The 17984-nt window shown below is 61.4% G+C and carries 17 protein-coding genes; 10 read left to right on the top strand and 7 right to left on the bottom strand.

The annotated features are described in order from the left end of the window. Positions 1–12 precede the first annotated feature (12 nt). The 9 genes from CZ338_RS03050 to CZ338_RS03015 all read left to right on the top strand — a co-directional run bounded on the left by CZ338_RS03050 (position 13) and on the right by CZ338_RS03015 (position 9102). Positions 13–546 carry a flavodoxin domain-containing protein gene (locus CZ338_RS03050; protein WP_087116847.1) on the top strand — a complete coding sequence of 178 codons (534 nt, stop codon included), beginning with the start codon at positions 13–15 and terminating at the stop codon, positions 544–546. Positions 547–578: 32 nt separating this feature from the next. Further along, a complete protein-coding gene (locus CZ338_RS03045) occupies positions 579–1103 on the top strand; it encodes a flavodoxin domain-containing protein (protein WP_087116846.1) in 525 nt (174 codons plus the stop codon). Between the two features lie 78 nt (positions 1104–1181). Further along, entirely contained in the window at positions 1182–4040 is a 2859-nt protein-coding gene (gene leuS / locus CZ338_RS03040; RefSeq protein ID WP_087116845.1) for a leucine--tRNA ligase, read from the top strand. A 127-nt stretch (positions 4041–4167) separates the two neighbouring features. After that, positions 4168–4290, top strand: coding sequence for a VanZ family protein (locus CZ338_RS11220; protein WP_268875421.1), 123 nt, complete (start codon positions 4168–4170; stop codon positions 4288–4290). Further along, entirely contained in the window at positions 4291–4545 is a 255-nt protein-coding gene (locus CZ338_RS11060; protein WP_328588356.1) for a VanZ family protein, read from the top strand. Positions 4546–4872: 327 nt separating this feature from the next. Further along, positions 4873–6996 (top strand): VCBS repeat-containing protein, encoded by a 2124-nt coding sequence (locus tag CZ338_RS03030; protein ID WP_087116844.1) that lies wholly within the window; start codon positions 4873–4875, stop codon positions 6994–6996. Between the two features lie 306 nt (positions 6997–7302). Then, positions 7303–8349, top strand: a complete 1047-nt coding sequence (locus CZ338_RS03025) for a hypothetical protein (protein WP_143341242.1) — start codon at positions 7303–7305, stop codon at positions 8347–8349. Positions 8350–8373: 24 nt separating this feature from the next. Continuing rightward, positions 8374–8760: a YidH family protein gene (locus CZ338_RS03020; protein WP_087116842.1), complete on the top strand. Its 387-nt coding sequence runs from the start codon at positions 8374–8376 to the stop codon at positions 8758–8760. A 12-nt stretch (positions 8761–8772) separates the two neighbouring features. Next, positions 8773–9102 (top strand): DUF202 domain-containing protein, encoded by a 330-nt coding sequence (locus CZ338_RS03015; RefSeq protein ID WP_087116841.1) that lies wholly within the window; start codon positions 8773–8775, stop codon positions 9100–9102. Here CZ338_RS03015 and CZ338_RS03010 read toward each other — a convergent pair. From CZ338_RS03010 to CZ338_RS03000, 3 genes are all read right to left on the bottom strand, one after another. Next, entirely contained in the window at positions 9099–10406 is a 1308-nt protein-coding gene (locus CZ338_RS03010; protein WP_087116840.1) for an IS1096 element passenger TnpR family protein, read from the bottom strand. The two genes, CZ338_RS03015 and CZ338_RS03010, sit on opposite strands and share 4 nt — an antisense overlap. A gap of 62 nt (positions 10407–10468) precedes the next feature. Beyond that, positions 10469–11068, bottom strand: coding sequence for a pirin family protein (locus CZ338_RS03005; RefSeq protein ID WP_087116839.1), 600 nt, complete (start codon positions 11066–11068; stop codon positions 10469–10471). A gap of 20 nt (positions 11069–11088) precedes the next feature. Then, complete coding sequence (locus tag CZ338_RS03000; RefSeq protein ID WP_087116838.1) at positions 11089–12219, bottom strand: MFS transporter; 1131 nt, start codon at positions 12217–12219, stop codon at positions 11089–11091. A gap of 209 nt (positions 12220–12428) precedes the next feature. Here CZ338_RS03000 and CZ338_RS02995 point away from each other — a divergent pair, with 209 nt between their 5' ends. Further along, complete coding sequence (locus tag CZ338_RS02995) at positions 12429–13163, top strand: YwaF family protein (RefSeq protein WP_087116837.1); 735 nt, start codon at positions 12429–12431, stop codon at positions 13161–13163. On the opposite strand, the gene CZ338_RS02990 is transcribed toward CZ338_RS02995, so the two are convergent. From CZ338_RS02990 to aceA, 4 genes are all read right to left on the bottom strand, one after another. Beyond that, positions 13129–14763 (bottom strand): bifunctional ADP-dependent NAD(P)H-hydrate dehydratase/NAD(P)H-hydrate epimerase, encoded by a 1635-nt coding sequence (locus CZ338_RS02990; RefSeq protein WP_407919356.1) that lies wholly within the window; start codon positions 14761–14763, stop codon positions 13129–13131. The two genes, CZ338_RS02995 and CZ338_RS02990, sit on opposite strands and share 35 nt — an antisense overlap. A 24-nt stretch (positions 14764–14787) precedes the next feature. Next, a complete protein-coding gene (locus tag CZ338_RS02985) occupies positions 14788–15600 on the bottom strand; it encodes an Fpg/Nei family DNA glycosylase (RefSeq protein ID WP_087116836.1) in 813 nt (270 codons plus the stop codon). A gap of 10 nt (positions 15601–15610) precedes the next feature. Continuing rightward, on the bottom strand, positions 15611–16108 hold the full coding sequence (gene rraA, locus CZ338_RS02980; RefSeq protein WP_087116835.1) for a ribonuclease E activity regulator RraA: 498 nt from the start codon (positions 16106–16108) through the stop codon (positions 15611–15613). Between the two features lie 142 nt (positions 16109–16250). After that, positions 16251–17543 (bottom strand): isocitrate lyase, encoded by a 1293-nt coding sequence (gene aceA / locus CZ338_RS02975; RefSeq protein WP_087116834.1) that lies wholly within the window; start codon positions 17541–17543, stop codon positions 16251–16253. Positions 17544–17984 lie beyond the last annotated feature (441 nt).

The following is a 17984-nucleotide window of genomic DNA, read 5'->3' as shown; positions in this document are numbered from 1 at the left end:
TAAGCTGGCATTGTGACTGACGTTTTCTATGCCTCCTACTATGGCTCCAGCAAACAGTACGCCGACGCGCTCGCCGAACGGCTCGGAGTGACCGCGCGGGAGATTAGCGACGAGAGCGCATCGCTTATCGACGTCTCAGCTGCCGCCCCCATCATCGTCCTCTCCCCCATTCACGGGCCGTCGCACCCGGGTGTGAAGTTTGTGAAGGAGCTGGAGAAGGCGGGGCTCGTCGATAAGCGACGAATTGCTCTGGCGACTGTCGGCATGACCCTCGATGATGTCGTCGTCGCGCAGGACCCAGCCGGCGAGCTCCTCGGCAACCTCGCGGAGCGCGTCGAGCGGTTCTACCTGCCTGGCCGCATGAATTATTCCGAGCTGAGGGTGAAGCACCGGAACATCATGAAGGGCCTGGTCACGATGCTAAAGATGAAGCCGGGGAAGTCGAAGAACGACCAGATGATGATCGACACGTACGGCGAGGATGTCGATCGCGTGGATCTGAGTCGGCTCGACGCGATCGTGGAGTGGGTGGGCAATCACACATAGTTGGGACACCGTGGCGGGACTAGCGTGGAACTATGTCTCAAGTTTTCTACGCCACGCTCTACGGTTCGACCAAGCAGTACGCCGACGCGCTCGCGGAACGGCTGGGTACCGAGGCCCAGGAGATCACTAGAGAGAGTGCATCGCTTATTCGCGCCTCCGCTGCCGATCCCATCATCGTCCTCTCCCCCATCCACGGTTCCTTCATCCGCGGAGCGAAATTCCTAAACGAGCTGGGGCCCGCCGTCGTGGAGAAGCGCAAGGTGTGCCTTGCCCCCGTCGGCATCGCACTCGATCACGTGCTCGCTGAGACCGACCCCGCTGCCGATCTGCTCGGAGATATGGCTGAGCACGTGAAGCGCGTGTACCTCCCCGGCCGCCTGAATTACTCCGAGCTCGCTCCCGACCACCACGACATCATGGAGACCCGCATCGAGAAGATGAAGGCGAAGGACGAGCGATCCGAGAACGAGCAGATGATGGTGGACATCTATGACACCGATGTCGACCGTGTGGACCTCAGCCGCCTTGACCCGATTGTGGAGTGGGCTGAGAGCTGATCGCCCGGATCCGCGAGTGTTTCACGTGAAACATGGCCCTGCGGAATCCATTCAGCGCAACTACTACACTGGCTAACCATGACTAGCGCTACTGGACCGGCGTTCCGCTACTCGGCGGGCCTTGCCAATGAGATCGAACAGAAATGGCAGAAGTACTGGATTGACAACGGGACGTTCAACGCCCCGAACCCTGTCGGTCCGCTAGCCCCGGAGACGGGATCCGCCGATCTGCCGGCTGACAAGCTCAACGTCCAGGACATGTTCCCCTACCCCTCCGGCGCGGGCCTGCACGTGGGCCACCCGCTGGGATACATCGCCACGGACGTGTTCGCGCGCTACAACCGCATGCTGGGCAAGAACGTCCTGCACACGCTCGGCTACGACGCATTCGGTCTGCCGGCGGAGCAGTACGCTATCCAGACCGGCACGCACCCGCGGACCACGACGATGGCGAATATTGAGAACATGACCCGGCAGCTCGACGCGCTGGGCTTGGGGCACGACCGCCGCCGTTCCGTGGCCACGACGGACCCGGAGTTCTACCGCTGGACCCAGTGGATCTTCTTGCAGATCTACAACGCATGGTTCGACGACGAACAGCAGAAGGCACGCCCGATCGCGGAACTGGTCAGCGAGCTTGAGGCCGGTACGCGCACGACGAAGGACGGCCGCAACTACACCGAGCTGGACGACGCTGAAAAGCAGCGTGCGATCGACGAGTTCCGCCTCGTGTACCTCTCCGACTCGATGGTCAACTGGTGCCCGGGCTTGGGCACCGTGCTGGCTAACGAGGAGGTCACCGCGGACGGGCGCTCGGAGCGCGGCAATTACCCGGTCTTCCGTAAGCGCCTGCGTCAGTGGATGATGCGCATTACCGCGTACTCCGACCGTCTGCTCGATGACCTGGATCTGCTCGACTGGCCCGACAAGGTCAAGGCCATGCAGCGCAACTGGATCGGCCGCTCCCGCGGTGCTGAGGTCTCTTTCCAGTCTCAGGCCGGCCCCATCGAGGTCTTCACCACTCGCCCGGACACCCTGTTCGGAGCCACGTACATGGTTCTCGCGCCGGAGCACGAGCTGGTGGATGAGTTGGTGGCGGATGAGTACGCGGGGGACGTCGATAAGCGGTGGACCTACGGCGAAGCGACGCCGAAGGATGCTGTGGACGCGTATAAGCGCGCGATCGCGGCGAAGTCCGATGTCGAGCGCCAGGAGAACAAGGAGAAGACCGGTGTCTTCCTCGGGGCGTACGCCACGAACCCGGTCAACGGCGACCAGGTTCCCGTGTTCATCGCGGACTACGTGCTCACCGGTTACGGCACGGGCGCGATCATGGCGGTTCCGGCGCACGATGAGCGCGACTACGAATTCGCCACCGTATTCGGCCTGCCGATCATCCCGGTTCTCGACGGCGGGAATATTGAGGAAGCCGCATTCACCGAGGACGGCCCGCACATCAATTCTGCGAACGAGTCTGGCCTGGACCTGAACGGGTTGGGCAAGAGCGAGGCCATCGAGAAGGCCATCGACTGGCTGGTTGCCGAAGGTGCCGGTGAGGAGCGCGTCCAATACAAGTTGCGCGACTGGCTGTTTGCGCGCCAGCGCTACTGGGGCGAGCCGTTCCCGATTGTGTACGACGAGAATGGTACAGCCCACGCGCTGCCAGAATCGATGCTTCCGGTCGAGCTGCCGGATGTGGAGGACTACAACCCGGTGTCCTTCGACCCGGACGACGCGGACTCCGAGCCCTCTCCCCCGCTGGCGAAGGCGACGGACTGGGTGAACGTCACGCTGGATCTCGGCGACGGTGAAAAGCAGTACACCCGCGACACGAACGTCATGCCGCAGTGGGCTGGTTCGTCCTGGTACCAGCTGCGCTACATCGACCCGACCAATTCGGATGTCTTCTGCGACATCGAGAACGAGCGCTACTGGACCGGGCCCCAGCCGGACAAGCACGGCGCGAACGACCCGGGTGGCGTGGACCTCTATGTCGGCGGCGTCGAGCATGCGGTTCTGCACCTGCTCTACTCCCGCTTCTGGCACAAGGTGCTCTACGACTTGGGCTACGTCACGTCGAAGGAGCCGTACCGCCGTCTGTACAACCAGGGCTACATCCAGGCGTACGCCTACACGGATTCCCGCGGCGTGTACGTCCCGGCGGCAGAGGTCGAGGAGAGGGACGGAAAGTTCTTCTACAACGGCGAGGAAGTCACCCAGGAGTACGGCAAGATGGGTAAATCGCTCAAGAACGCCGTGGCTCCGGACGACATCGCACGGGACTACGGTGCAGACACCCTGCGCGTGTACGAAATGTCTATGGGGCCGCTGGACACCTCCCGCCCGTGGGCGACGAAGGACGTCGTGGGTGCGCACCGTTTCCTTCAGCGTCTGTGGCGTTTAGTCGTCGACGAGGAGACCGGCGAGGTCACCGTCACGGACGAGCCGATGAGCGAGGACGACGCGAAGCAGCTCCACCGCACCATCGCCGGCGTGCGCGACGACTACGAGCACCTCCGCGACAACACGGTCGTGGCCAAGCTCATCGAGTACGTCAACTACCTGACCAAGGCCCGCGAGAACAAGGACGGCGGCAATGTTTCACGTGAAACAGTTGAACCGCTCGTCCAGATGGTCTCCCCCGTCGCACCGCACATCGCGGAAGAGTTGTGGGCGCGTCTCGGCCACGAGGGAACAATCACCTTCGAGGACTTCCCCACCTTCGACGAGAGTTTGCTTGTCGACGACACCGTTGAAATCCCCGTCCAGATCAACGGCAAGGTCCGTGCGCGTGTGGACGTCCCGACCGACGCTTCCAAGGAGGACATCGAGGCCATTGCGGTCGCCGACGAGCGCGTTGCTTCGCTTATCGACAGAAAGAATGTGGTCAAGACCATCGTCGTCCCCGGGCGCATGGTCAACCTGGTGGTCAAGTAGTGCGTCAAAGCGGAGCACAGCGGGCCGCCACCATCGGTGCCCTCATGGGGTACTCCGGTGTGGTGGTCGCGCTGACCATGCTCCGGGCGTTCTACACCATCGGCGACTTGTGGGCCCCGCCAAACAAATGCGGCGGAGTCTCTACCTCGTCCCCTTCGACACGTTGATGAACGTCACCTCCTGGCTCAAGCCGGTATATGAGTACGGAGGGAACACCCTGCTGTTCATTCCACTGGGAATGCTCGTCTAAATCCTTTACCGCCCCGGACCCCGTCCCCTACTAGCAACCGCGCTGGTAGGCGGAGGATTCAGCCTGATCATTGAAACCTGGCAATTTTTCTTCGGGCTCGGCTACAGCGATATCGACGATCTAATACTGAACACCCTCGGCGCATTCATCGGTGCAGTACTTGCAAAGCTCTGCGGTCCGCGGTTTCACCCCCTGTGTGCTGGTGTCGCCGCCGTTGCCACTGTCGCATTCATCAGCCTCGTGATTGTTAGCTAGGACCGCGAACCGGACGAGTAACTAGGTTGAGAAACCTAAATCTTTGGGGATTGCGCTGATTGATCCCTAACTAATTTCGCCAACCTACTGGCGACGTCCCGAAGAAAAGCGACCACCCCGTCTATCACACGGGGCGAAAAGCCTTCAGGGGCTCTTGTCAGCGGGGTGGAACCTTTGTCGGCAATCTATGCCGAGGTTATTGGAACCCAAGCTTTAACTCCTTTGATTCGCAGTGATTTAAATCACTTCTCATCCCCTTGTTACCTAACTCTCTCCTTCTTATACTCGTTAGGCCAGGGTAACCTAAGTTAGGTAAGGGAATGCTAAATGAATAAGAGAAATCGTGCGTTGACGCGCGCGATCGCCAGCTTGACAGCTCTGTCACTGGCAACCGTGGCTGTCCCGGCAGGGGCGCAGTCGAACGCTTCTTTAGAGCCGCTCGAGACGTACACCTTGTACGGGGCGCCGGGAAATTTTCTCGGAGCAACCATGTCTCAAACGGGATGCAACATGCTCGGAGATGAAACTCCAGAAGTGTTCGTCACCGACTGGAATTGGGTGCGAAACGGCAAGAAGATCGGCGCGGGTTACGGCGTGACCTGGGAAAACTTCAAAGCAGCTGCTGAGAAACAGCAACCCATCGACGATGAGGATGTCGGCGTCGTTCGAATCGAGAACGATTCGCGATCGAACAGCTCGATCGGTTTTTCTGCCGCGTGTCTCGGTGACACCAACGGCAATGGATTCGACGACATCGTCATGAACGACTTCCAGGCCAGTACTGCCACCGTCGTGTTCGGCGACGAAGATCTGGATACCACGTCAACAGAGTTCTTCGGCGACAAGGGTTACTTCATGAAAGGTGCCCCGGGTTCGCGATTCTCGAATTTTGTGAATGCTGTAGGAGACGTGGACGGCGACGGCCGGAGCGACATCGCGGTAACGACATACGCAGCAAAGGCGAACCCGCGTATCGAAGTATTCAGAGGGTTTGACGACATCGCGACGTACGACGCAGCGGCAGATTCATCCCGGTTGTTGATGACAGTGAAACCGGGCAGTAACGCGATCCAACAGATCGTTAACGTCGGCGATATTAATGGTGACGGGAAAGATGACTTCGCTGTCACGTCTTATGCGGGGAAGTCCGAGGCTTCGAAGGATTCAGCAAACGGACTCGTGTGGGTTTTGTTCGGCCAGGACAAACCGCAGGATGTTGATTTAAGTCAGCCATTGGGAGACCGCGGTTTCGTTGTTACTGGTCCAGTAGAGGGCAAGGACCGACTGGGGATGTCGGTTGCAGCTGCCGGTGACTTGAACGGAGATGGTTACGACGATGTCGTAATTGGCGCTGATTCTCTCCGCCTACCCGGCGCTGCTGTCGTGTTGTGGGGAGGGAAATCCTCCGGGAACGTCACAACTGACTTCGGAAATGACACGAACCGAGGCGCTTTTGATGAAAACGGTGAAAACCGAGGGGTCGTCTTGATGGCTCCAGTTGATGCGACGGGATTAGGCTACAGCGTTGCGGTAGCTAAGCCGCAGGTAGCGACATCTAACCAGTCCTCTACATTAGTGCTCGGTGCGTTTTCAGCTACAGGAAAGAATGGTGAAGACCAGGCCGGACAAGTTCATCTGGTTTCTTCGACAGCAGTCACGGAAAAGCCATCCGGCGTAATTGATTTGGGTTCGCTGCCCGCGTCGCAGCACTCTGTGATCTACGGCGAGACAGGCGAAAGAATTGGGCGCGCAGTTTCTGCGCCAGGCGATATGAACGGCGATGGGAATCCTGATATCGCCTTCGGTGGAGACGCTCCATCGTCCGGACGTAACAAGGGCCTACACTCCACGGTCACTTTGGCCACCATGCCCCCGCAGCGCATCAACCCTGACTTGCCGGTCATTCCGGTTATCGGCGACAACGGCAACTGGTGGGTGAACGGCAAAGACACCGGGGTGCGCGCTCAAGGTCAGCAAGGTGAGCATGGTGAGCAGGGTAAGTCAGCATTCGAACTCTGGGCAGAGTTGCCGGGCAACGAGAACAAAACGCTCGATGATTTCTGGGAGTTCCTGCGAGGCCCCGCTGGGCGTGATGGTGACAGCCCGGTCATCGGCGACAACGGTAACTGGTGGGTCGGTGGCAAAGACACCGGGGTGAAGGCCGCTGGCGAAAAGGGAGATGCGGGCCAGGACGGTCGCGATGGCCAGGATGGCAAGAACGGTAAAGACGGTTCGGACAGTACGGACGACAAGGGCGTTGATGGAGCCTCCAGCGGTTCGAGCGGTTCATCCGATAAGTCCAAGCGTTCGACAGTAGCTGCAATTGTTGGAGGAATCCTTGGTGTGTTCCTCGGAGGCGCCGGCATAATTGGCGCTCTGTTCGCCCTGTTCCCACAACAATCTAACTCGGCGTTTGCGCAGATTTACAAGACGCTGTTTGGCCGGAAGTAGGCCGTCATGAAGCAAATTATCGACGGTCTATCTGGAAGGAAAACAATGAAAATCACGAAAACTTCTACCTGCATGGCGGCTCTCGCTGCCTGTGTGGCGCTGGGCGTAGGGTCCGTTGTGGTCAATGCTCAGCAAGCTGATCAGGCGAATGATCCGCATGCGCATCATACATCAGGCACGAGTGCAGATCAGCACGCCAAGACGGGTTGGTCGCCGAACGATCTCGACAGTTGCACTGAACAGGAACACGAGCATTTCATGGTGACTGGCCCTGATGGGCGCAAATACGATGGGTGGCACCCGCCGGTGCTTACACGGACTAATGGTGAACAGTGCTCTTTCGGGCACGAGCATGGGGACGATCCGACGAAATCCAACATCTACGAGTGGACCGTCGATAAGCTCAATGAGATGGCTGAGCCCGGCTCAACAGTGGACGGCATTCCGTTCGGGTACGTCTCCCACCAGTCAGAGGCGTACGCGAAGGCGACGGACGGGTCGCTTGCGCACCGCCACGAGGATCATTACGGCCACAAGGTTTACGTGCTTAACGACGTAAAACTCGTCAACCAAGACCGCTCCCAGGGATACGTACGCGACGCCGCCGGCGAACCGGTCCGGTGCGACTACCTGATCAAGATGCACCAGGGATCGCACTCCGCGGACGCGACGCGCAACAACGCCCACGAGATGATCTACGCGGTGAAGTGCTCGGACAACACCGAAGCAGTCATTTCTGCTTTCGACCTCTACGGCTCTTCGAACGAGTTCACCGAGAACTGCTCCGAGGAAGTCATTAAGACTACCGGTTCGAACCTGCCCGCGGCTTCCAAGGGCCGCAGGTTGATCCCTACCTCCCGGTGCCTGGAAACCCATAGGGATGTTTGGGCTCCTTACGAGCGGTGGGAGGGCAACACCCGTATTGGTGGCGATGATTCCGCTCTTGCCGAGTACTCGCCATTCTTCGGTGTGCGTAACCCGTCCAGGGTTTGGGATAGCAATCTGGGCAAGGTCATGCCCACAACCTTCGCGAGCAACAGCAACGGGACATTCTCCATTCCGGGTTACAAAGTTGCACCTGGAACTGGGCAGTATGACCTGGACTCAGCTTTCGATGGCGCCAAACGAGATGTCTACGTTGCTGGAACGGTTCTAGCCAACGAAGGTGGACCGACCCGGTGGTACACTAACCCCTACGGCGGAACTCCGAGTACCGAACGCTTCGAAGGTGCAGTTCCGCAGTACATTGCGTCGGTGAATAATTCGGCCACGCATTCGCAGGTCGCTCACCAAGCCTTCGGTTTCAGCAAGGACTATGGTCGCGCTGAAGATAAAGTCCACGCCCCCAACTAATCGGGATACCTACACTGTCTAAGTATGAGTGGGATTGATCAACGGCAGCGAGATGAACGTGATGTGTTCACCCGCGCCGTTTTCCCCGACGGTGAGGAACCAGATCCACGCTTCACGCTGGCGAACGAGCGTACGTTTCTGGCTTGGACGCGTACGTCGCTAGCTTTTCTAGCCGGTGGTATCGCATTGGAGGCCTTTGCCATGCGAGGGCTGGATGAAGGCCTGCGCCAGGTCGCTTCGATGGTTCTGATCATCGTGGGAATGGCCATCGCATTGGGTTCTGCTTTCCGTTGGATGCGCATCGAGCGCTCTCTGCGCCACGGCAAACCGCTTCCCGCGCCGGGCATCGTCCCGTTGCTGGGCCTGGGTATTGGGGTGGCCAGCATTATTGTTCTCATCGCGCTTTTCTAAAGGTTGTTTGAGATGAGACGAACTCCGATCCCGGTCACTGATGCTGGTCTGCAACCAGAGCGAACGGCATTGTCCTGGACACGAACTGCGCTGGCGATGATGGTGTGCTCGTTGACGCTGCTGCGCTGGTCAGCGAGCTATTCGACACTGGTATTCGGGGCAATGGGCCTGCTGGCATTGCTGTCAGTGGCGATCATCGCGCGCAATCGGGCGGCGTACCGGACTGAGGCGCAGGGACTGAGCCGGGAACAGGTAGATGCGAATGTTTTCGGTGTTGGGGCCATCACACTGGGAATGACTGTGTTGGGTGGACTGGGGCTCTACCTTGTCGTGGTTGGCTAGGTATCTAGATCCAGCATCACAATGAGCACTCCCCTGCCCGGTTCAGTGAGGATCGGGGCGGTGTCGGTCGAGGACGGCTCGTAGATCCCCAGCGCGATCAAGAGGTTGACCGTGAAGACGGGGTCCTTCGGTGGTGTGAGGAATGCCGGTGGTATTCCGAGGCCGGCGGCGTTGGCCGCCCATGTCAGCACTTGCTCACCGTCTTCGTCTTGGTTGACAGCGCAGAAGCGGTAGAACTCCTCCTCGAACATGTACAGGAGAGCCTCAGGGCTCGTGGCCAAGTCGAGAGCTTCCTCGTTGGCTTCGAGCATTCCGTCGTGTGTGACTAGCAGGTCAGCAAACTGCAGGAAGGTGCGGAGTGCACCGAGCGCCGGCACCGCTTCTTCGCGGTGGTTGCCTGGGGAGACGTTGAGACCTAAGGCGTCGGCAAGCGCGCGCACATCCGGGGACCGTAACTTGCCGCGCGACGTGAGCCGGATCGGCTCGGCGCAATGGTAAATGAACGCACGCATATTGGCGACGACGCGCGTAAACGGGTAGAGGTTGTCCTCCATGAACTCGGGCGCGCGATCGGCGAAGAACTCCGAGATCGCGGCAATCAGAGTCGGGTTCCGCTCCGGATTCGGGTCGAGCGAGAGAATCTGCTGCAGGTCCGGACGCGTCTCCATGAACGAGTCGAATTCCTCGGCCATCTCGGGGGCACGCGGATCGTCGTTGAACTCCTCGGTGGAGTCCAAGAAGAGATTCTCGGCGGTGAATGCGATGCGTTCAGCGACAGTGGTGTGGTCGGCCTGGGATAGCCGCTGAATCAGGCGCTCTGGACTCATCACAGGCATGAAGCTCAGCAAGAGTGGAGAGACCTTCATGTCGGGGCCTAGGCCGGCGGCGAGACGACGGGCCTCGGTATGGAACGCCGTCATTAGGTCGGGGCCGCCGCAGGGTTCGATGATGTCGGGCCCCTGGGCGTCGATAAGCATGGGCGAAGGTGTGTCGATGTCGGTGATGCCCAGGATTTCTAACTTGATGTTCCAGTTCGCCGAGGGGTCGTAGACGTACGTCATCGCGTCGATGTCGCCGAGCGTGAGCGTTGTCTCGTCGAGTTCGCCGCTGCTCGGATTGGCGGTATAGAGCACCGGTTCCCCGTCGGTGGTGCCCATGTAGAGGTGGCCGGCGCCGCCGGAGAATCCGAACGCGGCATCAATGACCGGCGCGAACTCGTCGAGGTGGACATCGTCCTCCACATTGATCAGCCGCGAAATCTCGGGGCGTGATCCTTCGAGAGACATGAGCAGCGTGAGGATCATGGTTGCCACCTTACGGCGCTGGTCCCCTACGCGCGGGCTAGAAACAGTGAATGATGTCTACTTCAGTCGACGTTCCCGCCCAGCAGGACGGCTAGAGCCGTCTCTTCGCCCGCGTTGATCACGTGGAGGGTCTTCGTACCTTCCTGGACGAAGCCCATCGTTTCAGGTTTCAACGAAATATCCTCGAGGAACAAGTCACCTGTGATGGCTAGCAGAGCATGAGCGTAGCTCTGGTCGATGACAAAGACGAACTCCTCGTGCGGGTGGATGCGCAGCTCCGCGCCGAGGATGCCGCTCCCAAAGTCGACGGGCCCGGTCTGGCCGAAGATAGAGCCGGCGAAGACGCGTGCGGTGCCCGCCTCAACCCCGTTGAAGCTTGTGAGGCGGAACGGCTCAGGAGTCTGCTGGTCAAACTCTGGGGTGCGCCAATTATGCGGTGTGTCAACGCCTAAAAGGACGCTCAGGCACTCGGTGTTCTGCGCGCCGTAATAGAGAACGCCCGGCCGGGACGCGTCGGAGAATTCCCATGTAATCGCCGTGGCGCCGCTATCCGGGACCGTGCCCACGGAGTGCCACGCGCCGGGGCCCGTGTGGCTCGGAATCGGCAGCGGGCGGACATCCACGTCTGCCGCGCCCGGGCGGCGTTCATGCGGGGTGGTCATGACGCTTAAGGCTACATGAGCTAGCGAAGAAGCGGGCGTGCGCGGAGACTCAGTTCGACCGAAGCAAGGACACCGAGTACCGCGGTGATGAGCAACGTGCCTGCGAGGAATCCCGCGTCCACCGGCAGGGCGCCGATGGCCGAGCCGCTGGCGATGCCCACCTGGAAAGTGACCACGTAGATCGAGGATGCGCGATTCTGGTTATCACTGCCAGCGAACAGGAAGATGGTCGTGGCCACGGTGGGCAGGCCTCCCCCGGCGAGACCGAGGAACGCGACAACGAGGACCGCGAGAACGAAGCCGAGTGCGTAGGAGCCACTGGTGACAGCGAGCGCGAGAGCACCTGTCAGACCGGCCATGACAATGAGGCCGGTGCCAATGACGTTCATCCTGATCATGCGGCGGTCAGCCCGGCGCCCAGCGGAGACGACACCGACAATGCCGAACAAGCCGTAGGCGGCCAGACCGATAGCCACGAACTGCTCGCCTGCGGTGCGCTGCACGAACAAACCGAGGTAGGTGTAGGTGCAGAACAACGCAGTGATGACGAGAGCCAGGTAGAGAACCAGGGCGGGCAGGGCCGAGCGCTGCTGCTTGTCATCCTTCTGGCCTTTCGGCGGGATAGCCGGCATCGACGGCAGGAAGAAGAACAGCAGCGTGAAGGCCACCGCGACCATGATGCCGAGCACCCACGTGGCGGTGCGCCACCCCAGCGCGCCGCCGATGAGGGTCGTCAGAGGAGAACCAGCCACAAGCGCCATCGTCGAGCCCATGGAAACGACGGCGACGGCCTTGCCCGTGGCCCCTGCCGGTGCCAAGCGGGCGGCCATAGGATTGACCAGGGACCAGAAGAGTCCGTGGGTGAGGGCCGCGCAGATGCGGCCTAGCGCCAGGACCCAGTAACTGCCGGCAGTGGCCTGTAGAGCGATGCCGCCGAGAAGGAAAACCAAGGTGGCCATGAAGACCGGTTTTCGGTCCAGCCGGCGGGTCACCTCCATCAAGGGAATAGTGACAACGGCGACGATGGACGCATACACCGTCATCAACAGGCCGACTTGCCCCTCACTCACACCGAGGTCTTGGGACATTGGCGTGATCAACCCGACTGCGAACATCTCGAACGTCACGTACACGAATGCCGCGAAGCCCATCGCTGCCAGGGGAAGGTACGGGAAAGATGCTTTGGGGGTAGTAGTCACCCGGACAGGGTAATTCCCGCTCGCAAATGGCGCGAGCTCGCAGCCGGTGCTGGAGAGCTGATTCACAGATTGTGTTACAGGTGAAAAGCTCCGGAATCCCGCTTGAACCACCCGCTTCGAGTGGTAGAACATTAAATGATTCTCAGTAGTTCGGAGATGCGATGCCATACCAACCCGGCCCGTGGACCTCGACGCACACGGGCAAGACGTACCCGACGATCACCCAGTACGACCAGAAACATCTGGTTCTCATGGTGTTTTTCATCATGCTGTGCGGAATTCTCGTCGTGGCGGTGAAGAAACTCCCGGGTTCCGTTGTCAAAGCGTCGCGCAAGGTGGCCGGCGCGATCATGGGGATCATCACCATCGCCTACTACCTCTGGGTCCTGAACCCGGAGCGCTTGGTGTGGGATGAGACAGCACCCTTCCATGTCACGGATGCGCTGCGAGTGGTCACCCCCCTGGCGTTGGGCACGGGCAACCCCACGGCAACGGCGATCAGCTATTACTGGGGGCTGTTCCTCAACCCCATGGCGCTGTTCTTCCCGGACATGGCGTTCGTGCAGGACAATAAGGTGCTGCAAGAAGTCGCGTACTGGTACTTCCACATGGCGGCGAGTGTCGTCCCAGTCGTACTCACCTTCGGGCTGGGCTACCGGCCGAGCTGGAAAGACTGGCGCATGATCACGGGTGTGACCCTGGCGTGGGGCGCCTTCGCGGCGACGATGAACCGGCTCACCGGTGGAAACTACATGTTCCTCGCAGACCACCCGCGCGGGTGGTCGCCGCTGCAGTTGTTCGGCCGGTGGCCGTGGTACCTGGCCATCGTGGGCCCCGGCGTCATCGGTGTCTTCGCGCTCCTCACCGCTGTGTGGAAGCTGCCGGCAGACCGGTGAACGTGTTCAGCTTCGCTGTCGCGGCCGGAACGGACTGAGCGATGGCGCTCGCGTGCGTGGGGCCGTCCCCGTATTCGGTGTGCGCGGCGAGTGCGCTCGCCATTGCGTGAATGACAACAGGCTGAGTATCACTCAGGAAGGCGTCGTTTCCCCAGCGTGCAGCGATTTGGGCGAGGTGGGCTCCGGTAAGTCCGGCGAGAACGTCGCCGGACCCGGGCGTCGCCGCCCATGAGGTTCCTGCATCCACAATCGAGACCGGACCGTCATGCCGCGCATTGGAAATGATGGTGCTGCGGCCCTTGTGCAGAACAATGCAATTGAGGGATTCCGCCAGCGCTCGGGTCTCGGCTAAACGGCCCGCGGGGTCAAGGCCCTCCGCATCGCGGAGCCGGGTGAACTCGCCGTCGTGCGGGGTCAACACTGTCTGGCCTTGGCGGTTGCGGAGCAGCTCGCGCAGCTCGGGGTCGAGGGAGAGGAGGGTGAGCCCGTCGGCGTCGATAAGCAGGGGCTCCTCGCGGCCGAGCAGGTACGCGAGCTCGCTGCTGGCTGTGCTGTCTGTGCCCGTGCCAGAGCCGAAGACCCACGCTTGCACGCGGCCAGCATCTTCGAGCCGTTGCGTGACGACGACCTCCGGCCACGATCGCACCACCTCCATTGCCTGCGGGCCGGCGTAGCGGACCATCGACGGTGTTGCTTTCACGGCGCCCGCGGTGCAGAGGACCGCCGCGCCGGGGTAGGTGCCGCTGCCCGCGCGGATGCCCACGACACCCCCGCTGTATTTGTCGTCGTGGAAACGCGGCTCCATGCTCGGGACGTTTGTGCAGGTCATACGTATGAGGCTTTTTGGCCAGTCGTGTGTTCCGCTCACTGCGCGCGAAATGCTGGCAGCGGCATAGATGGGCGAGAGGTTGCCGCTGATGGACCGCCCGTCGGCGATATGAGGGTCAGCCAGGAGCTGAATGCCGCACTCCGGGGCGAGACCGTGCGCGAGACGCCATCCGCCGAAGGTCACGGTGGCATCCGCGGTGACGTGAACATCGCCCTTCTCCCCGGTGTCCGCGTCGATGCCGGAGGGGACATCGACGGCGAGGACGTGCGCGTACCAGTCGGCCAGCCCTTGAATGACCCGGCCGGTCTCCTCGTCGAGGCTGCCTGCTCCGCCGAGACCGGTGAGTCCGTCGATGGCGAAACGGTAGTTGCGCACGTCCTGCGGGGTACCGTCGAGGACGGTACCACCGGCGTTGCGGAACGCCTCCAGCGCCGGCTCGTGCGCACTCCCCCACGCCAGCCAGGCGTCGACTGTGTGGCCGGCCAACGCGAGCTCCGCGCCGGCGTAGAGTGCGTCGCCGCCGTTGCCGCCCTTGCCCACGAGCAGCAGGGTCCTGCGGTTCTCTTGCATGAAGGCAAGCGGATCGGGCCCGGCGAGCATCGTCTCCGCGGCTTCGAAGACGGCGTGGGCCGCGGACTTCATCAACTCATCCGGCTCGGCCTGCGCCTCCAGCAGGGGCTGTTCCGCCGCGCGGATCTGTTCGACTGTGTACGCGTAAACCATGTTCCCCACGGTAGCGGCGATCGCGTGATCGAGGTTGCTGACGGCCACGTCACGGAGGGCTAGCGCTCGCCGCTACTGGCAGCCGGGGCACCAATACAGCTTGCGGCCCTCGAGGACCTTCGTCTCAATCGGGGTGCCGCAGACATAACAAGGATCGGCGGCGCGGCGGTAGACGTACACTTCCCCGCCGTGGTCGTCCTTGCGGGGATTGCGGCCCATGGCCTCAGGCATGTGCTCGGGGCGGACGGTATCGATGCGTCCGTGCTCCACGCCGTACGCCATCAGCTCGGCCAAGTCAGTCCAGATCGCGTCGAACTGGGCGCGGTCCAGCTGGTTGCCGGGTACAGCCGGGTCGATGCCCTGCCGGAACAGCACCTCGGCGCGGTAGATATTTCCCACGCCAGCGAACAGCTTCTGGTCCATCAACTGGGAGCCGATCGTGCGCTTTGAGCGGTGCACGCGCTCCCACAGGGCCTCAGGTGGGTCCAGGTCCACGATCGGGTCGAAGCCGGACTTATCGACGATCCCAGCCGCCTCCCCCGGCGACATCAGTTCGCATTTCTGCGGGCCGCGCAGGTTTGCTGCGGTGACGCCGTTGGAGATGTGCAGCCGCATCTGACCCCACTCCTCCTCTGCGGGCTCGAAGCGCAGGGAGCCGATCAGACCGAGGTGGATATAGACGACGTGCTCAGGTTCGGCAGGGTCGTCGCCGAAAGAGATGAACAGGTGCTTGCCGTGGGCGGAGGCGTGGAGGAGAGAGGAGCCGTCGATAAGCGATGCCTCGCGTGCGAATCTCCCCTGCGGGCTGGTCACCTCCACCGGGCCCGAGCGGAAGTCCGCGTTGAGCGTGCGGGCGAGACGATGGAGAACGTGACCTTCGGGCATTTAGCCGAGTCTACTTGGGCTCAACCGGGTTCTCGGAGACGACGACGCCGTCCGAATCCGCGTAGACGTACTCGCCAGGGATGAAGTCGATGCCGCCGAGACGCAGCACGATATTCTCCTCGCCGACGCCGTCCTTGTTGGACTTACGCGGGTTGGAGCCAAGCGCCTTGCACCCGAAGTTCATCTTGGCCACCTCCGCGGAATCGCGGATCGGGCCGTTGATGATCACGCCGGCCCAGCCGTTCTCCACACCCGCCTCGGCGATCATGTCGCCCATGAGCGCAGTGTGCATGGACGCGTGGCCGTCGACGACAAGCACCTTGCCCTCGCCCGGGGAATTCAGCGACTTTTTGACCAACCCGTTGTCCTGGAAGCAGGAGATGGTGTGGATCTCCCCGCAGAACTCCGTCTTGCCGCCAAAGTTACGGAACTGGATGTCGCAGCTGCGCACGTCCTTGTCGTGAATGTCGGCGATGTCGGCGGTGGCGATGAACTGGATGTCGGCCATATCGTTCTCCTTGTCGTTTGCGGGATCGTTGCTGGTTTCCGAGTTTACGCAGTTGTGTTAGCGCTGGTGGGGGTTCTGCGAGGATGCGAAAAACCCGCACTGCGCAACAGCAGTGCGGGTTCAGTCAGTTCAAGCTAGTTGCTTAGAACTGGCCCTCCTCGGTGGAGCCCTTCAGGGCGGTGGTGGAGGAGTTCGGGTCGACGGTGGTGGCGACGCGGTCGAAGTAGCCTGCACCGACCTCGCGCTGGTGCTTCACAGCGGTGAAGCCGCGCTCGGAAGCAGCCTGGAACTCGCGGTTCTGCAGGTCGACGAATGCCGGCATGCCCTCGCGAGCGTAGCCGTGTGCCAGGTCGAACATGGAGTAGTTGAGGGCGTGGAAGCCAGCCAGGGTGATGAACTGGAAGACGAAGCCCATCTTGCCCAGCTCCTTCTGGAACTTGGCGATCTCTTCCTCGTCCAGGTGGGAGGACCAGTTGAAGGACGGGGAGCAGTTGTAGGCCAGGAGCTGGTCCGGGAACTCCTCGTGGACGCCGTCGGCGAACTTCTTAGCCAGCTCGAGGTCCGGAGTACCGGTCTCCATCCAGATCAGGTCGGCGTACGGAGCGTAGGACTTCGCACGGTCGATGCAGGACTCAACGCCGTTCTTGACGTAGTAGTAGCCCTCAGCGGAGCGCTCACCGGTCAGGAACTTCGCGTCGCGCTCGTCGACGTCGGAGGTCAGCAGGGTTGCAGCCTCAGCGTCGGTACGGCCGATGACAACGGTCGGGACGTTCATGACGTCTGCAGCCAGACGAGCGGAAGACAGGGTGCGGATGTGCTGCTGGGTCGGGATGAGGACCTTGCCGCCCAGGTGGCCACACTTCTTCTCGGAAGCGAGCTGGTCCTCCCAGTGGGTACCAGCGGCACCAGCCTGGATCATTGCACGCTGCAGCTCGTAGACGTTGAGTGCGCCACCGAAGCCAGCCTCACCGTCAGCGACGATCGGGACGAGCCAGTTGTCCACGGAGGTGTCGCCCTCGACGCGGGAGATCTGGTCTGCGCGGGTCAGAGCGTTGTTGATGCGGCGGACAACGTTCGGCACGGAGTTAGCCGGGTACAGGGACTGGTCCGGGTAGGTGTTGCCGGAGAGGTTGGCGTCACCTGCGACCTGCCAACCGGAGAGGTACACAGCCTGCAGGCCAGCGCGGACCTGCTGCACAGCCTGGTTACCGGTCAGGGCACCCAGAGCGTGGATGTAGGAGCCGTCGCCCTTGGTGATGCCGTCCCAGAGGATCTCAGCGCCGCGGCGTGCGAGGGTCTGCTCCTCGACGACGTTGCCCTGGAGCTCAGCGACCTGCTCTGCGGTGTAATCGCGGGTGATGCCCTTCCAGCGGGGGTTCTCGTCCCAGTCCTTCTGGATTTCCTGAGCAGTACGAGCTTGTCCAGTGGTGGTCATAGTGCTTGTCCCCTTTCAGTGGGTGTGTGATGGAAGCCTCTCACTACGAAAAGTGAAGTGAGCCACGCTCATGGCGTTCATGCTTAGTATCCCTGTGCGCCATGTGAAACGTCAACAGCGGCCCCCGCTAAAGGAGTGGGAGGGGGTGAGTTGACTACGGGGAGTGAGGGTGAAGGGGTGGTGAGGTACCCCCCGTCGAAAAGCGGAAGCCGCAATGTAAACCTGCTTATACCTGGGGGCACGATCGCGTTCAGTTGCGGCGGGCGGCTACCGGGAGCGGGCATTCCGTGGCGCGCAAAGGCACAATTTCGGGGGTAGCGCAGTGCCGTCGAGAGCGAAAGTTATCCATGGGTGACAGCAATCACTTACTCTTGCCAGCAACGTCCACCTAACACCACAGCATTGATGTGGTGTCGTGCGCGCAACGGCACCTTTAGACTG

Origin of the sequence: Corynebacterium urinipleomorphum, assembly GCF_900155535.1 — a bacterium.
Classification (GTDB): domain Bacteria; phylum Actinomycetota; class Actinomycetes; order Mycobacteriales; family Mycobacteriaceae; genus Corynebacterium; species Corynebacterium urinipleomorphum.
The sequence above is the reverse complement of the archived record's forward strand: the minus strand, read 5'-3'. Positions and strand labels throughout refer to the sequence as shown.

What these genes read in the sequence shown, in the direction of transcription:
- CZ338_RS03005 (WP_087116839.1), bottom strand. Translation starts at nt 11,068, where the DNA reads ATGACCACCCCGCATGAACGCCGCCCGGGCGCGGCAGACGTGGATGTC.
- CZ338_RS03030 (WP_087116844.1), top strand. Translation starts at nt 4,873, where the DNA reads ATGAATAAGAGAAATCGTGCGTTGACGCGCGCGATCGCCAGCTTGACA.
- CZ338_RS03045 (WP_087116846.1), top strand. Translation starts at nt 579, where the DNA reads ATGTCTCAAGTTTTCTACGCCACGCTCTACGGTTCGACCAAGCAGTAC.
- CZ338_RS03010 (WP_087116840.1), bottom strand. Translation starts at nt 10,406, where the DNA reads ATGATCCTCACGCTGCTCATGTCTCTCGAAGGATCACGCCCCGAGATT.
- CZ338_RS11220 (WP_268875421.1), top strand. Translation starts at nt 4,168, where the DNA reads ATGCGGCGGAGTCTCTACCTCGTCCCCTTCGACACGTTGATGAACGTC.
- aceA (WP_087116834.1), bottom strand. Translation starts at nt 17,543, where the DNA reads ATGACCACCACTGGACAAGCTCGTACTGCTCAGGAAATCCAGAAGGAC.
- leuS (WP_087116845.1), top strand. Translation starts at nt 1,182, where the DNA reads ATGACTAGCGCTACTGGACCGGCGTTCCGCTACTCGGCGGGCCTTGCC.
- CZ338_RS02995 (WP_087116837.1), top strand. Translation starts at nt 12,429, where the DNA reads ATGCCATACCAACCCGGCCCGTGGACCTCGACGCACACGGGCAAGACG.
- CZ338_RS03015 (WP_087116841.1), top strand. Translation starts at nt 8,773, where the DNA reads ATGAGACGAACTCCGATCCCGGTCACTGATGCTGGTCTGCAACCAGAG.
- CZ338_RS03020 (WP_087116842.1), top strand. Translation starts at nt 8,374, where the DNA reads ATGAGTGGGATTGATCAACGGCAGCGAGATGAACGTGATGTGTTCACC.
- CZ338_RS03000 (WP_087116838.1), bottom strand. Translation starts at nt 12,219, where the DNA reads ATGGGCTTCGCGGCATTCGTGTACGTGACGTTCGAGATGTTCGCAGTC.
- rraA (WP_087116835.1), bottom strand. Translation starts at nt 16,108, where the DNA reads ATGGCCGACATCCAGTTCATCGCCACCGCCGACATCGCCGACATTCAC.
- CZ338_RS02985 (WP_087116836.1), bottom strand. Translation starts at nt 15,600, where the DNA reads ATGCCCGAAGGTCACGTTCTCCATCGTCTCGCCCGCACGCTCAACGCG.